The sequence below is a fragment of the Amphritea japonica ATCC BAA-1530 genome, assembly GCF_016592435.1.
Classification (GTDB): domain Bacteria; phylum Pseudomonadota; class Gammaproteobacteria; order Pseudomonadales; family Balneatricaceae; genus Amphritea; species Amphritea japonica.
Genome location: NZ_AP014545.1, coordinates 1,606,083 through 1,620,894, shown reverse-complemented (window position 1 = coordinate 1,620,894; position 14,812 = coordinate 1,606,083). Strand labels below are relative to the sequence as shown.

General features: G+C 49.6%; 18 protein-coding genes. 8 read left to right on the top strand and 10 right to left on the bottom strand.

The window, feature by feature from the left end; all coding sequences use genetic code 11:
- Positions 1–41: 41 nt before the first annotated feature.
- The 4 genes from AMJAP_RS07410 to AMJAP_RS07395 all read left to right on the top strand — a co-directional run bounded on the left by AMJAP_RS07410 (position 42) and on the right by AMJAP_RS07395 (position 3,516).
- The gene (locus tag AMJAP_RS07410) at positions 42–1,763 is read left to right on the top strand and encodes a proline--tRNA ligase (RefSeq protein ID WP_019621622.1); all 1,722 of its coding nucleotides are present in this window, start codon (positions 42–44) and stop codon (positions 1,761–1,763) included.
- Between the two features lie 72 nt (positions 1,764–1,835).
- Positions 1,836–2,564 carry a PhnD/SsuA/transferrin family substrate-binding protein gene (locus AMJAP_RS07405; RefSeq protein ID WP_019621621.1) on the top strand — a complete coding sequence of 243 codons (729 nt, stop codon included), beginning with the start codon at positions 1,836–1,838 and terminating at the stop codon, positions 2,562–2,564.
- A gap of 79 nt (positions 2,565–2,643) precedes the next feature.
- Positions 2,644–2,952: an antibiotic biosynthesis monooxygenase family protein gene (locus AMJAP_RS07400; protein ID WP_019621620.1), complete on the top strand. Its 309-nt coding sequence runs from the start codon at positions 2,644–2,646 to the stop codon at positions 2,950–2,952.
- Between the two features lie 9 nt (positions 2,953–2,961).
- Positions 2,962–3,516, top strand: coding sequence for a lytic transglycosylase domain-containing protein (locus tag AMJAP_RS07395; protein ID WP_019621619.1), 555 nt, complete (start codon positions 2,962–2,964; stop codon positions 3,514–3,516).
- A 3-nt stretch (positions 3,517–3,519) separates the two neighbouring features.
- Here the strand turns inward: AMJAP_RS07395 and AMJAP_RS07390 are convergent, their stop codons facing one another.
- Together AMJAP_RS07390 and AMJAP_RS07385 are read right to left on the bottom strand one after the other, a co-directional pair.
- Complete coding sequence (locus AMJAP_RS07390) at positions 3,520–3,792, bottom strand: acylphosphatase (protein WP_019621618.1); 273 nt, start codon at positions 3,790–3,792, stop codon at positions 3,520–3,522.
- Positions 3,792–5,081: a virulence factor BrkB family protein gene (locus tag AMJAP_RS07385; RefSeq protein WP_019621617.1), complete on the bottom strand. Its 1,290-nt coding sequence runs from the start codon at positions 5,079–5,081 to the stop codon at positions 3,792–3,794. The genes AMJAP_RS07390 and AMJAP_RS07385 overlap by 1 nt, the downstream gene beginning before the upstream one ends.
- Positions 5,082–5,204: 123 nt before the next feature.
- On the opposite strand from AMJAP_RS07385, the gene arsC reads away from it, so the two are divergent.
- Genes arsC through AMJAP_RS07365 form a run of 4 tightly spaced genes read left to right on the top strand, consistent with a single transcriptional unit; the run spans position 5,205 to position 8,252 of the window.
- Positions 5,205–5,552 carry an arsenate reductase (glutaredoxin) gene (gene arsC, locus AMJAP_RS07380; protein WP_019621616.1) on the top strand — a complete coding sequence of 116 codons (348 nt, stop codon included), beginning with the start codon at positions 5,205–5,207 and terminating at the stop codon, positions 5,550–5,552.
- On the top strand, positions 5,553–6,149 hold the full coding sequence (wrbA, locus tag AMJAP_RS07375) for an NAD(P)H:quinone oxidoreductase (RefSeq protein ID WP_019621615.1): 597 nt from the start codon (positions 5,553–5,555) through the stop codon (positions 6,147–6,149).
- An 18-nt stretch (positions 6,150–6,167) separates the two neighbouring features.
- Positions 6,168–6,554 (top strand): DUF2069 domain-containing protein, encoded by a 387-nt coding sequence (locus tag AMJAP_RS07370; protein ID WP_019621614.1) that lies wholly within the window; start codon positions 6,168–6,170, stop codon positions 6,552–6,554.
- A gap of 3 nt (positions 6,555–6,557) precedes the next feature.
- Positions 6,558–8,252, top strand: a complete 1,695-nt coding sequence (locus tag AMJAP_RS07365) for a SufS family cysteine desulfurase (RefSeq protein ID WP_019621613.1) — start codon at positions 6,558–6,560, stop codon at positions 8,250–8,252.
- Positions 8,253–8,270: 18 nt separating this feature from the next.
- Here the strand turns inward: AMJAP_RS07365 and AMJAP_RS07360 are convergent, their stop codons facing one another.
- The 8 genes from AMJAP_RS07360 to AMJAP_RS07325 form a co-directional block, all read right to left on the bottom strand.
- A complete protein-coding gene (locus AMJAP_RS07360) occupies positions 8,271–9,563 on the bottom strand; it encodes a sensor domain-containing diguanylate cyclase (RefSeq protein ID WP_019621612.1) in 1,293 nt (430 codons plus the stop codon).
- 102 nt (positions 9,564–9,665) lie between these two features.
- Entirely contained in the window at positions 9,666–10,475 is an 810-nt protein-coding gene (gene tcdA, locus AMJAP_RS07355) for a tRNA cyclic N6-threonylcarbamoyladenosine(37) synthase TcdA (RefSeq protein ID WP_019621611.1), read from the bottom strand.
- A 15-nt stretch (positions 10,476–10,490) separates the two neighbouring features.
- Complete coding sequence (locus tag AMJAP_RS07350; RefSeq protein WP_169336952.1) at positions 10,491–10,718, bottom strand: hypothetical protein; 228 nt, start codon at positions 10,716–10,718, stop codon at positions 10,491–10,493.
- Between the two features lies 1 nt (position 10,719).
- Positions 10,720–11,409 (bottom strand): TIGR01621 family pseudouridine synthase, encoded by a 690-nt coding sequence (locus AMJAP_RS07345; RefSeq protein ID WP_019621609.1) that lies wholly within the window; start codon positions 11,407–11,409, stop codon positions 10,720–10,722.
- Between the two features lie 10 nt (positions 11,410–11,419).
- Positions 11,420–11,656 (bottom strand): RNA-binding protein, encoded by a 237-nt coding sequence (locus AMJAP_RS07340; protein WP_019621608.1) that lies wholly within the window; start codon positions 11,654–11,656, stop codon positions 11,420–11,422.
- 18 nt (positions 11,657–11,674) lie between these two features.
- On the bottom strand, positions 11,675–12,379 hold the full coding sequence (hda, locus tag AMJAP_RS07335) for a DnaA regulatory inactivator Hda (protein WP_019621607.1): 705 nt from the start codon (positions 12,377–12,379) through the stop codon (positions 11,675–11,677).
- A 95-nt stretch (positions 12,380–12,474) separates the two neighbouring features.
- Positions 12,475–13,527 (bottom strand): AI-2E family transporter, encoded by a 1,053-nt coding sequence (locus AMJAP_RS07330; protein ID WP_019621606.1) that lies wholly within the window; start codon positions 13,525–13,527, stop codon positions 12,475–12,477.
- A gap of 35 nt (positions 13,528–13,562) precedes the next feature.
- Positions 13,563–14,672: a DUF2066 domain-containing protein gene (locus AMJAP_RS07325; protein WP_019621605.1), complete on the bottom strand. Its 1,110-nt coding sequence runs from the start codon at positions 14,670–14,672 to the stop codon at positions 13,563–13,565.
- Between the last annotated feature and the right edge of the window lie 140 nt (positions 14,673–14,812).

Genomic DNA, 14,812 nt, shown 5'->3' with positions numbered 1-14,812 from the left:
ATGCTCTGTCTTTAAAGTTCAGAATATCAGGTAAAAAATCTATGCGCGCCAGTCAATTTCTGATTGCAACACTGAAAGAAACACCATCCGATGCGGAAGTTATCAGCCATCAGCTGATGCTACGTTCTGGCATGGTCCGTAAAGTCGCTTCCGGGCTGTATAACTGGTTACCCGCTGGCCTGCGTACCTTGCGTAAAGTAGAACGGATTGTTCGTGAAGAGATGGATAAGTCCGGTGCCCAGGAAGTATTGATGCCGGCGATCCAGCCTGCCGAACTGTGGCAGGAATCTGGTCGTTGGGAAAAGTATGGCCCTGAGCTGCTACGGGTACATGATCGCCATAACCGAGAATTCTGTGTCGGCCCGACCCATGAAGAAGTTATCACTGACTTGGTGCGCAATGAGATTCAGAGCTATAAACAGCTGCCTGCGAATTTCTATCAGATTCAGACTAAATTCCGTGATGAGGTTCGTCCGCGCTTCGGAATCATGCGCTCTCGCGAATTCATTATGAAGGACGCCTATTCCTTCCACAGCAATATGGATTCGTTGCAGCAGACTTATGATCTGATGCACCAGACGTATTGTAATATTTTTGACCGTATCGGCCTGGATTACCGTCCGGTGTTAGCCGATAACGGTTCGATTGGCGGCAACTCATCTCACGAGTTTCATGTACTCGCCGCTTCCGGTGAAGATGATATCGCGTTCTCAGACAGCAGTGATTACGCTGCCAATATTGAAAAAGCTGAAGCGGTCGCGCCTGTCAGTGAACGCTCAGCCCCAACCGCTGAGATGGCTCTGGTTGATACGCCAAACGCAAAAACCATTGCGCAACTGGTTGAGCAACACGATCTTGCCATCGAAAAAACCATTAAGACCCTGTTTGTTAAAGCCTCAGAAGCCTGCGAAGCTGAGTTTATAGCGCTGCTGGTACGTGGTGATCATGATCTTAATGAACTGAAAGCCGAAAAACTTGAACAGGTTGCGGAACCACTGGAAATGGCCGATGAAGAGGCTATCAAAGCACTGATCGGCGCTGGCCCAGGCTCACTTGGTCCGGTTAATTTGCCAATTCCCTGTATCGTTGATCGTACCGTTGCACTGATGTCTGATTTTGGTGCTGGCGCCAACATCGAAGGCAAACACTATTTCGGTATTAACTGGGAACGTGATGTTGCACTACCTGAGATTGCGGATATTCGTAATGTCGTTGAAGGCGACCCAAGCCCATGCGGCAACGGCACACTCAGCATCAAACGCGGCATCGAAGTGGGCCATATTTTCCAGCTAGGCCAACAATACGCTAAGGCGTTAAACGCCACTGTATTAGATGAGAACGGTAAAGCGGTTGTCATGGAGATGGGGTGTTATGGTATCGGTGTAACCCGGGTTGTGGCCTCTGCGATAGAGCAAAACTACGATGACCGGGGTATTATCTGGCCTGAATCAATCGCGCCATTCAGCATCGCTCTGATTGCCCTCAAATATGAGAAATCGGACGCCGTTCGCGAGCAAGCGGATAAGCTTTACAAAGAACTAACAGCGGCAGGGTATGAAGTCATCCTGGATGACCGTCCTAAAGTTGGCCCTGGCGCTAAAATGGCCGATATGGAGTTGATGGGAATACCCCATCGTATCGTCATCTCAGACCGGGGCATTGAAGCAGGCACGCTGGAATATAAAGGTCGCAGGGATCCTGAAAAACAGGAGATCGCCATCGCTGAGCTGAACGACTTCATCGGCAAAACAGTAAACCAATAAAATTAAAAGCAGGCCTCAGGCCTGCTTTTTTTTGTTTTAATTCACCCTGACCTTCCAACCAGACCGGACGTTATGGAAAAGATTCGACTGCTGATTCCTCCCAGTGATACCGCGCGTGATTCAGAACGCTGGTATGAATTCGCTATCTATCTGAGCAAACGTTCCGGGCTGTCTGTTAGCCCTATCATCAGCGCAACGACTGAAGAATACCAGGATCAAATACCCTCTGCAGATCTTGTCTATTGTGCCCCGGAACAGATCCCAAAGTTGATCAGAGATCACCGTTTCTCCCCTCTTATGCAGCCCACAGGAGTATTTGAAGAAGTTGCGATTGTCTCTGGCCCCGGGGCCAATCAGCATAACTTGCAAGGCATCGACGGCGAGATTCTGGGTGGGATTAAAGGCAGTTTCGCCAACCGATTAGGGCTAACTACGCTAACACAGAGACAGATTCATCCTGCTGCGATGGAATATAAAGACAACTGGCTTCAATTGCTCAAAGCAGTGCAACAGGGTGATCTTCCTTACGCACTGTTAAGCAAAAGCTTCATCGATCAGCTTTCAGCATTAAGCCTTACATCCGTGAACCTCCTGGCCCGTAGTAATCTGCAGAAAGCCTTTCCCCTGCTGATGTATGCCCCACCGCTCAAATCCCAGACAGCGGAATTGCGACAGATTTTACAGGCGATGATTGACGAACCTAAAGCACAGCCAATTCTGGAAAAACTAAAAAATCAGGGCTGGCAAAAACCCTCAGAGCCAAGCATCATAACGATGGTTAAACTACTGCGCGGAAAGTAGCCTCATCTGAGCGAACTTTAAACAATAAGCGTTAGTCGATCTGGGTTAAGCTTTCAGATCAGAAAGGAGCTATATAACAATGTACATCGCAATGAACCGCTTTCACATTAAGCTGGGCCATGAACAGACCTTCATTGAGATCTGGCAAAACCGGGACAGTCATCTGGCGCAGGTTCCCGGCTTTATCTCCTTTAACCTGCTACAAGGCGCAACCAATGACGAATTCACGCTGATGTCATCCCATGCCGTTTGGCAGGACAAGGCCGCCTTTGACGCCTGGCTGAATTCAGATGCCTTTCGTAAAGCCCATGCCAATGCGGGCAAAAGCTCTAACAAAGAGATCTATATGGGCCCTCCCCGGTTTGAAGGTTTTGAAACAGTTATCTAGGACATTAAAATGCGCTTAACTCTCTCGTTGCTGATCCTGCTGTTTTCATTACCGCTGTTCGCTGCCGCTCAGGAAGTTGATCCGGAGCTACGGGAAGCCCTGAAACAGGCGTTTGCACAAAGCAGTAGTTTTGAAGACCGGTTCGCCGCAGAAGTCTGGCTAACGGATATGTCGGGGCGGACACACCGCTATGTAACCAATGATCTTGAGCGGATTGAAATTCTCCGCACCGTTCATGCAGAAGCTGAGCGGGTTGAGCTGCCCGTATCGCTGATACTCGGGCTGATCCATACTGAGAGCCTGTTTAACCGCTTTGCTGTCTCGGTCGTAGGTGCACAGGGGTTGATGCAGATTATGCCGTTCTGGAAAAAAGAGATCGGTCGTGACGATGACAACCTCACCAACATTCAAACCAATATTCGTTACGGCTCAACCATTCTTAAACACTATATCAAACGTTCAAAAGGGAACCTGACAGAAGCATTAGCCCGCTACAACGGCAGTTACGGAAAAGTTTGGTACCCGGAAAAGGTCTACCGTAACCAGCGGCGCTATCAAAACTAGAGATTAGATAATCACAAAGCCATCAAACTCTTCAGTGTTTTCAAGCCGCTCGCTTTTCACCTCAGCGACGGTCGCCAGTTTAGGCCCGATACTGAGCCAGGCTTCAAGTTGCAACAAACCATGTTCATTACCTTTCGCCATCAGCTCAACCCGTCCGTCATCAAGATTACGCACCCAACCATTCAAGCCATGCGCCACGGCCGTTTCTACCGTTGACTGACGAAACCAGACTCCCTGCACACGGCCACTGACAAAAGCATGCAAACACTGCATCATTAAGACTCCTCTCGCTTATTCCCACTATCATTCTGATCTCCCGGGACCGCCTGTTCTGCCCCCTGGACGATCTTCGAAACAAACAGCGCTTCGAGGGTCAGATCGAGCTGCTGTTGGCGCACCTGGCTCAGACTCTCTAATCGCTGGTCTAACTGTCGTTGCCAGCCAGCCATCGACTCTACCGGCGAAGGCTCTGGCATCGGCCAGGGCAATAATTGATTCAGCTGTTCCAGGGTGAAATTGCCCATATCACGGGCCAGAATATAGCCTCCACGATCAGTTCTACTCATCACTGAAGCGTTGAGCAGAAGCTGGCTGTAACTGTCCCATTCGTTCTGCTCTAACCCTTCCACCTGCTGTAGTAGCTGCCTGTCTGACAAAACCTCACCCTGTTGCTGCGCCTGCCACAGTCGCTGCAACACCGCCACCAGCGTGTGCAGATGGGATAGTAGTTTGCCCCGGCGATGATCACGATAGACCGTCAATGCCCGGCTCAACTCTGCCCCCAACAAAATAATCGTCCAGGAGATAAAGATCCACACAAGAAACAGAGGCACGGCTGCGAATGCGCCATAAATAAGCTCATAGGATGGAAACTGCGTTACAAATAGCGCAAAACCCCGTTTAGCCGTTTCAAACAGAATGGCAACAACCAATCCACCAATAACAGCATTGCGGAGCGGCACCTTACAATTTGGTACGGCAGCATAAAGTAACGTAAAAGCTGAAGCCGACATCACCAGCGGTAAAGCCGACAATAGTCGCGCCCTGCCCACCAGCTCTGTCGCACTGGTAAACAAGGATAGCGAGGCTATATAGGAGCTCACCAGCAACCCAACGCCGATTAATAGCGGACCGAGGCTCAAGACTGCCCAATAGAGAAGAAAGCTGGACATCCCTTTGCGTGGTTCACTAACCCGCCAGATACGGTTAAACGCGCCCTCAATATTTTTCATCATCATAATCGATGTGATAAACAGAAAGACCAGACCCACCGCTGTCAGTTTACTGGCCTGCGCCGCAAAATTTTTCAGATACTCCTGCACGACCGCGCCAGTCGCAGGCACAAAATTATCAAAGATAAGCCCCTGAAGTTGCTCGCCCGCCCCCTGAAACGAAGGAATCGCGGCCAGCATCGCATACGAAACCGTCATCAACGGAACCACGGCAAACAGCGTTGTATAAGTCAGTGCTGAGGCGTTAAGTATCCCCTGATTATGAACAAACTGGCGACCCAGATAGAGAATAAAATTCCATATTCCTCTAAACGAAAGCAGATGATTGCCCATCACGACGGTCCTGTATCTTCGAATTAAATAGATATATTACCCTGCCAGTCTTTTGGCGGGTAGCTAAGCTGTATACAATATCGCACTTACATCATAATCTGTCGCGACTAACAGGGTATTTCTATGTCTGTTGAAATCTATCATAACCCACGCTGTTCCAAATCCCGTACCACGCTTGCTTTACTGGAAGAGCAGAATATCACGCCGGACGTACGGCTCTACCTGGAAAACCCACCAACGGCTGCTGAGCTCACCGAAATCATTACTCAACTGGGCATTTCCCCTCGCGCACTACTGCGCAAGGGCGAAGCGGAATACAAAGAAAATAACTTGGCAGATAGCAGTCTGAGTGATTCTCAGATTATTACATTAATGACCGAGTTCCCCCGGTTGATAGAACGCCCAATTGTTATCACCAACGGCAAAGCCCGTATCGGTCGCCCACCGGAATCTGTACTGGAGATTCTGTAAGTGGCCAGCAGCTATGTTCTGGTACTCTACTACAGCCGCCATGGCGCAACCCGTAGTATGGCAAATCAGATAGCGCGCGGCATCGAACAGAGCGGTACCGAAGCCCGCTTGCGAACGGTTCCGGCCATTTCTGCCAACTGCGAAGCCAGTGAAGAAAGTATCCCTGCCAACGGTGATCTGTACTGCACCGAGCAGGATCTTGCTAACTGCTCAGGACTGGCTTTGGGGAGTCCGACCCGTTTCGGCAATATGGCGGCACCGCTTAAGTATTTTATCGATTCCACCAGCAGCCTCTGGCTCAGTGGTGCATTGATCGATAAGCCGGCCGCCGTATTCAGTTCCAGCTCCAGCCTCCATGGAGGACAGGAAACAACGTTACTGAGTATGATGTTACCTTTACTCCACCACGGTATGGTACTTTGCGGCCTGCCTTACAGTGAAGCGGGACTGATCAGCACCCGCAGCGGCGGAACGCCCTATGGCGCAACTCATGTGGCAGGCCAGGATAGCAACCTGCCACTGGATGACACAGAGTCAAGCCTTTGTCTGGCACAAGGTAAACGCCTTGGCCATCTGGCACATCAATTACAAGCATAAAAAATTCAGGATTTAATAATGCAGGCAACACTCGCAAAAAAAGTCGCTATTAGCCGGGCAGCAACCCTGTTTAGCTATTTCGGTCTGTTATTTCTGCTAACGGCCTGGCACTTAGTGATCGCACCACCCGCAACGGCTAACCCTTATATCATCTGGGCTTTTCAGGCGGTGCCGCTGATGATGTTTTTCCCGGTAATTTTAAATAAGAACCTGCGCGGTCATATCTGGCTCTGCTTTTTCATCACGGTCTACTTTATGCATTCGGTTACTATTGCCATGTCGTCTCACAGCAGCGCTTATCTGGCACTAATAGAAACCCTGCTGGTAACATCACTTTTCACCGGCGCCATGATGTACGCTCGCTGGAAAAGCAAGCTTAATAAACTTGAACAGGGTCAGGCATAGACTGTGGATCAACTTGGCACCATCAGAAAGCAGTTTCCTGCACTACACCAAACGGTAAACGGTCACCCTCTGGTATACCTGGATAATGCGGCCACCAGTCAGAAGCCGGAAGCGGTCATCCGCGCAGTTGAAACCTTTTATCGGACGCAGAATGCTAATGTCCATCGTGGGGCACACCAGCTGAGCGATCAGGCAACCGGCGCCTTTGAGGCTGCCCGGTCGAGCGTTCGTCGTTTCATCAACGCAGCCAGCGATGAAGAAATCATCTGGACGCGGGGTACCACTGAAGGGATCAACCTGATCGCGCAGAGCTACGCCCGACCACTTCTGAAGGCCGGTGATGAAATACTGTTAACCGAATTAGAGCACCACGCCAATATTGTTCCATGGCAGGTGGTTGCCGAGCAGACCGGCGCTAAGATCCGGGTCGTCCCGATCACTGAAAACGGTGACCTCAATCTGCCTGAATTCAGCGCCCTGCTCAGCAACAAAACCCGAATTGTCAGCCTGACACATATCTCCAATGCGCTGGGCACGATCAATCCGGTTGCCGGATTAGTCAGACAGGCCCATGAGGCCGGTGCCGTCGTCGTGATTGATGGCGCTCAGGCAGCTCCCCATCTGGAAATTGACGTTCAGCGGCTGGGCTGTGATTTCTACCTATTTTCTGGCCACAAACTCTTTGCACCCACAGGTATAGGCGTTCTCTACGGACGCAAAGCCTTACTGGAGGCCATGCCACCCTGGCAGGGCGGGGGCGAGATGATAAAAAAAGTCTCTTTCAGCGGCACAACCTACAACAAACTGCCTTTTAAATTTGAAGCAGGCACGCCTAATATTAGTGGCGCTTTGGGTCTGGCCGAAGCAATTCGCTTTCTTAGTAATCTGGACCGTAAAGCCCTGGCACGCCACGAACGGGCACTAATGAGTAAAGCCATTGAGCTTTGTAGCAGCATTCCAGGCTTTACCCGTATCAGCAGCCCAACCGCCTGCGCATCAATTCTCTCTTTTCAGTTAAACAGCCATCATCAACAAGATGTAGGGCTGATGCTGGATCAGCAAGGCATCGCAGTTCGCACCGGCCATCACTGTGCGATGCCACTGATGGAGCGACTCGAGCTCCCGGGCACAGTGCGGGCCTCATTCTGCTTCTATAACACCTTCGATGATGTTGAGCGCTTTGCCAAAGCACTGCAACAGATCGCTGCGGGAGGGACATTCAGCCGGGCAGAAACCGTTTCTGATCAGGCCGTGTTTGATAATTCACCCTTTGGCCGGGATATTGACGATCAGGAAATTCTTAAACGCCTTACCACCATGGGCAGCTGGAATGATCGATATCGGGAAATCATGTTATTAGGCAAGAAACTGCCGACTTTTACCGCGGCGATGAAGACAGAACAAAGTCGTATTAGCGGTTGCGAAAGTGATGCCTGGCTTCAAGTCACTCGGGATAAACAAGGCGCACTATGGTTTGCGGCTGACTCCGACGCTCGAATCATTCGCGGTTTGATCGCTCTGGTATTGGCTGCCTTCAATGGCCAGCAACCAGCGAACATACTGAGTTATGATGTTGAACGCTATTTTACTCAGCTACAGCTCACCCGACACTTAAGCCCCTCGCGAGGTAACGGCTTAAAAGCGATCATTAATGCCATTAAAGAGATCGCCAGAAAGCAGGCAGGTAACGAAATCTAGGAACCAGAACCATTCTGTTTACTCAACGTTACGATTATCTTCACTGATCAAGATGAGGTTACGGCCTGATTCTTTGGCACGGTACAACGCATCATCAGCACACTTAATCAGCCCATCAAATGTCTGAGAGTGACCCGGATAGCCTGCCAGACCGGCACTGAAGGTATAGCTCAGTTCCCCACCTTCTAATGTAACCGGGTTTTCCTTAATTTCATCTTTAAGCTTGTTGATCCGCTTGATTGCACTTTCAGAATCGGTATTCGGCAATAACAGTAAGAACTCTTCCCCGCCCCAGCGCATAAGCGAATCTGACTTGCGCAGAGTATGGCGCATGAGGCCAACGAAATGCGCTAACACCGCATCACCGACAAGGTGCCCATAGTTATCGTTAACCGATTTGAAATGATCCAGATCGATAAGACAAACCGTCAGTTGCTGCTGATAACGCTGCGCATAACTGAGTTGTTGCTTAAAATGGATATAGCCGGCTCGCCGATTCAGCAAACCGGTCAGATCATCGTGACTGGCCTGTTCACGCAACTGCTCTTCAAGGCCTTTACTGTGAGTTATGTCGTGACACATACCGACAACGCGTACCGCCTCACCCGCTTCATTTCGCTGACACACCCGGCCACGGTCCCGCACCCAGATGTAGTCTCCTGAGCGACTCCGAATCTGATATTCTGCTTTGTAACTATCAGCATGACCATTCAAGTGGCTATCTAGACTGTCCAGTACACGCGTCTTATCTGACTCATGAATGGAATCCGCCCAGGTTTCCAGAGTAGGCGTCATCTCATGGGGCAGATATCCCAGCATCCGTTTAAGCTGAGGTGAGAAAAAAACCTCTCCGGTTGTCACATTCCAGTCCCAAAGACCATCTGCCGCCTCATTCAACGCATAGGTTAATCGGGCATCTTTTGTACGGAACTCCTCTCTCTGAGAGGTGGTCAGATCAAGATTACGTGCAATAGAGATAAAGAGCTGTCGACCTTCAAATTCGACCACACTGGTATAGACTTCAACCGGGAAAAACGTACCGTCCTGATGACAGTGACGCCCAATAAAAGTAAAAGGATCAGCTTTTATAATCTCAGCTGCGATCATTTCCCAGTGTTCTTCATTTTCAACATCATTCTGCAGGGTAACAACGCTATGCTCCAGCAGTTGCTCACGACTCATCCCCAGATCGAGCCACGCCCTGGTATTCGCATCTACAATCTTCGAGCTTTGCGGCTCTATCACGTAGATAGCATCACTGCAGGCGTCAAAAACAGCCTTATAGAATCCATTTGAAAATATAGAAGACATAGAAATTGCAAACTATCCATTTGCGTTGAGATTACAACACAGAATAAACAGCTGCCTGTAAAGATCAACACCTCCGGCAGGATACCCTCCCAGAATAGGTAATCAGTCCTTCTTAGCGGCCTTCTTCTCGCGGGCGGCCCGTTCCAGCATCTTTTGTAGTACTCGAGACACTGCAACAAAGCCAAACGTAGCGGTTACGCAGGTAGAAGCACCAAAGCCACCACTGCAATCAAGACGGGTATTGCCATCCTCTGTCGATTTTAACTGACAGACACTGCCATCTGGCTGGGGATATACCAACTGCTCGGTGGAATAGACGCAGTCCACCGCAAAGCGGCGACCACTTTTACTGAAATTATAGAAGCGACGTAGCAAGGAGCGGGTTTTAGCGGCCAGGGGGTCATGATTCGTTTTACTCAAATCGACGATAGAGATCTGCGTAGGATCTGATTGCCCACCCGCACCACCTACGGTAATCACAGGAATTTTACTGCGCTTACAGTGAGCTATCAGTGCTGCCTTCTCGTTGACACTATCGATACAATCAACAACATAACTGAACTGCTTGCCGATCAGTTCGGGAATATTATCCAGCGTAATAAAATCATCAATCACATTGACCTGACACTCTGGATTTATCTGTCGAATTCGCTCGGCCATCACCTCAACTTTCGGCTCACCCACCGTACCTTCCAGCGCATGAATCTGACGGTTGGTATTAGTGATACAGATGTCGTCAAGATCGATCAATGTAATCTGCCCTATAGCCGACCTCGTCAGAGCTTCCGCTGCCCAGGAACCAACGCCCCCGATGCCGATCACACAGATATTAGACTGACGGAACAGCTCTACAGCTTCCACACCATAAAGCCGTTGAGTGCCCCCAAATCGTTGTTGAAAAGAGTCAGACATACGTAATAACCGATCCTAAAAGTCGTCTTCAGTCAGTTCTGTAAGCACAACATGCCCACAGCGATTACACTCACCCTCAATAAAGATGATGCCTTTAAACAGATATTCATTGGGGTTCGTCATACCCAGATTAACTTCCTGACACTGGTCACACCAGGTCTGCTCCAGAAAAGCCTGTTGTTCCTCTTCACTCCGGGCACTAAAGTCTCGTTCGATTCGTTCGTCCTGCATTACACCACTCATATTAAGGTTTTGGCCAGGGCTGCTCACCTGGCGGTTGCCAGCATAATAGCTGCTGCTTAACTGATGCACGCTGATATAGCTCACCGACATCCGGGTCACAAAGATACTCACAACGCTCACCCTGCCACTCAAAGGCCAGCGACCAGGCATGCAGATAGCCGCGATCCATAGGCTCCGCTGAAACCCCATGGTAGCGGTCATCACCAATAATAGCCGCGCCGATACTTTTTAAAGCAACCCGCAGCTGGTGTGTTTTACCCGTCAGCGGCTTAAGCAGGAAAAGCCTCAACCCTGGCTCTACAGAACAACTAAAAAAACGGGTAATCGCGGGATTATGAGTGGTCGTACTTAACTTCCAACTGCCCCGACGGGTGCGCTCCATATCCCCTTTAATTAGTCCTTGTTTCTTGCGCGGCTTCTGATCGGACAGAGCGAGATAGTATTTATTCACCTGTCGTTCCTGAAACTGCCGGGACAGATAGGAAGCCGCTTCAGCATTACAGGCCAGCAGCAGTATCCCAGACGTCATTTTGTCCAGACGGTGGACCAGATACAGTGGAGCACAACCGAGATCCGCACGGATCTGCTCTAACAGGCCTGTCTCGGACTGATCACGGTGCACAGACACACCCGGAGCTTTGTTAATAATCAAATAATCGTCTTTGCGTACTAACAACTTGTATGCTGACATAGCGGGGCCTCTAAAATAATCCGACGTATGCCCGCAAAGTATGGCCGCGCCAGTATAACCCGGTTAAACGTCGACTCACCCAATGCGCTTCCGCATTGGTTGCATCAATGGTTAACACGGCAACTGTTTGCTCTGGTAAATCGCCCGCTATCAATTCAAGTGTTTCTAATTTCACATAGCGCGATAACAGATTTCTCAGATCATCAGCCGTTGCCTCGGAGGGAAATCCTGCCAGAAAGATATTCATGATGGGGAGCTCATCCGATTACAGATCCAGAACCTGTTTCACAAAAGGAATTGTTACTTTGCGCTTAGCACTTAAAGAGGCTGAATCCAGTTTATCTAACAGATCAAACAGGTCAGCCATACTGCGACTAGAGCGGTGCATTAGAAAACGGGCCACCTCATCACTGATGGCAAAACCCCGCGCCTGTGCACGTATCTGTAGCACCCGCACTTTACCTTCATCATCCAGATTGTGAACCTGAAACACCATACCCCAGCTTAGCCGGGAAGCAAGGTCTGCGAGATTAAGCCCCAGTTGACGTGGCGCCCGATCTGCCGCCACCAAGAGTCGATTATTTTCTGCCCGTATCCGGTTAAAGAAATGGAATACACCCTCTTCCCAGAGCTTGTTGCCGACAATGGTTTGAATGTTGTCCAGGCAGACCAGATCAAGGTGTTCCATACCATCCAGAACACCCGGCCCCATATCAATCAATTCATCCAACGGCAGGTACACCGCTGTGCGGCCCGCAGGGTCGGAGGCATGACAGACCGCCTGTAACAGATGAGAGCAACCACTGTCGTGATTACCCCATATATAGAGGAACTGCTCACCCTCTCCATGGGCCGCCTGGTCCAGAGTATTACACAGTAATTCATTCCCCTGGCTGAGGAAGTTTTCAAAACGGGCATCATCCCGCAGAGTGATACCCAGGGGAATCTGAAAGGGTTTTGGACTACTCATTCAATATCAGTACTTGTTGTGGCCTGAGACGTTAATCTCAGGCTTTTTTAACTCAAATATTTATATAAAAATCTGCATAACTGTCTGCAGCCTGCTCAGCAATCATACAACTTACTGCTTTTATATCCCTGATGCAGGTGACGAAGGAGCACCATAATAACCGCCGCTACGGGAAGTGCAATCAAAATCCCCACAAAACCAAACAGTTGCCCTCCTGCCATTATTGCAAAAATTACAGCAACCGGATGAAGTCCGATACGATCCCCTACCAACAAGGGTGTCAGTACCATCCCTTCCAACGCCTGCCCCACTGCAAATACAGCTCCAACCCAGGCCAGCATTGTCAGATCATTAAACTGCAGCATAGCAGCAACAGCCGCCGCAACAATACCGACAATAAAGCCCATATAAGGCACGATGCTTGCCAACCCTGCCAGCATACCAACCAGCAGCGCCAGATCCAGCCCGACTGACCACAACCCAAGTGAATAAATAATACCCAGCGCTAGCATGACTAAGAGCTGCCCTTTTATAAAGGCACCCAACACCTCATCACACTCTTGCGCCCAAAGCTTAACCTTTTGTTCGATGTTACGGGGAAGCAGGTGGCCGATCCGCTCCATCATCAGGTCCCAGTCTCTCAACAGGTAAAACATAACGACGGGGATCAACACTATATTAGCAACCCAGGCCGCCAGCGCCATGCCTGACTGAGACACGCTGCTAAAAAGATCTTTCACCAGGCCTCCTGTCTGTTGCCAATGACCCGTCATTAATAACTTAATGCTTTCCAGATCAAAGCCTGTCAGCGAAACACCTGTATTAGTTTCAAGCCAGGGAATCCAGACCGTTTGAGCCATAGTGAAAACTGCCGGCACCAGTTTAATCATCACCTGAATCTGATGCCCAAGCTTCGGCAATAACCAAACCACTAATAACAGCATCACTGTGGTCATCACCAAAAAAACAACAACTACAGCCAGGGTGCGGCTTAACCCTTTCAATTCCAGCTTATCCGCCATAGGGTCCGCCAGATAGGCAAGCAAAGCAGCAATCAAAAATGGCGATAGAATCGGTTGTAGCAGGTAGATTAAAAAACCTGAAACCAGTACAAATATTAGAAAAAACCAGCGCTGTGAATCACTCATAAAAACTCCCTGTTCATCCTCAGGATTAAGACCTTCTATTCCTGCCAGCGATAAGCAAGTATCGGATCAGCAGTGCTACCGCCGATACGAGGCATCGGTGACATCCTGGGGTTCAGTCGAACAGCCTGCTCCATCGCCTGCACGCCCCCCTGCAGTTCTACCCGGAAAAGCACCCGGTCCGCATCTACAACACTCACTCTGATCGCTTCAACTGGTGGTAACTGATTCAGGTAATCCAGCAACTGAAGATAGTCATCGACGCCATCAATATTAGTAACCTCAAGTTGCAACCCTGTTTCAACATAGTTAAACCGGGATGAACCTAATGAAGATAAAACAAAATCAGCCGATTCATTGATCACCTGCTGGAACTGATTTGACAAAGCGCCCGTCGGCGAGAATGAGCGGGCCTGACCATCCTTGAGTAACAACCATTCCGTTTGCCAGCCGCCACTCTTACCTTGAATCAGGCGACCTGCCAGAATCGCTTCCGGCTTATATCTGTCCGATGCTTCTTCTATCGGCTCCCTGAAGAACCCCCACAAATCACTGACATTCAACGCGGTCTGGTCATTAAGATCCAACAGTGGTGCATCCAATGGTAAACCGCGCGCCTTAGCCAGCTGGGCCAGTTCGGTATAGAGCTTGCTTTCTGGGGCAACAAAATCCCTTGCAGCATTATCTCGCTGAGCTGCCAGCCAGACCATCATTACTGGGCGGGCATGACCGATAGCTTGCATCCCTGCACTTTGCAGTAGTTGATCAATGAGCACCGGATCGAATTCGAGTAACAACAACTGGCCTAAAACTTCACGACCGTCGCCAGCGGCTACAGGGGTTTGAGTTGATTGATAACGGAACTGACTTAATAGCACTGCCGGACGACGTAGCGCTTCAACAACTGCAGGTTTATTAATCACCTGGCTACGTCCAGACACCTTGACCAGCACTCTTTTTAAGCCCTGTTGCAACTGTGTATCGGCTGGTTGAGCCTGCTGTTCCGGCACCAATAGCTCTGCAATATACAACCCACTCACAGTAGCCGCCTGTGTCAGACTGCATAAGCCTGTTAGAATCAGCACTAACATGCCGTTACAAAGTGTACGCATCATGATTGGTTTATCGTCCTGTTTTGCCGTCGGCATTGTAATCCAGACGGTCTAAAAAAAAGTATCCTTTAAAAACGGCATAAACTTTAACACACAATAGCCGCCTCACCAGCAACCTGATAGAATACGCCTCAAATTTTTCTATCTGTAAATCACCACGAACAGGTCTACACATA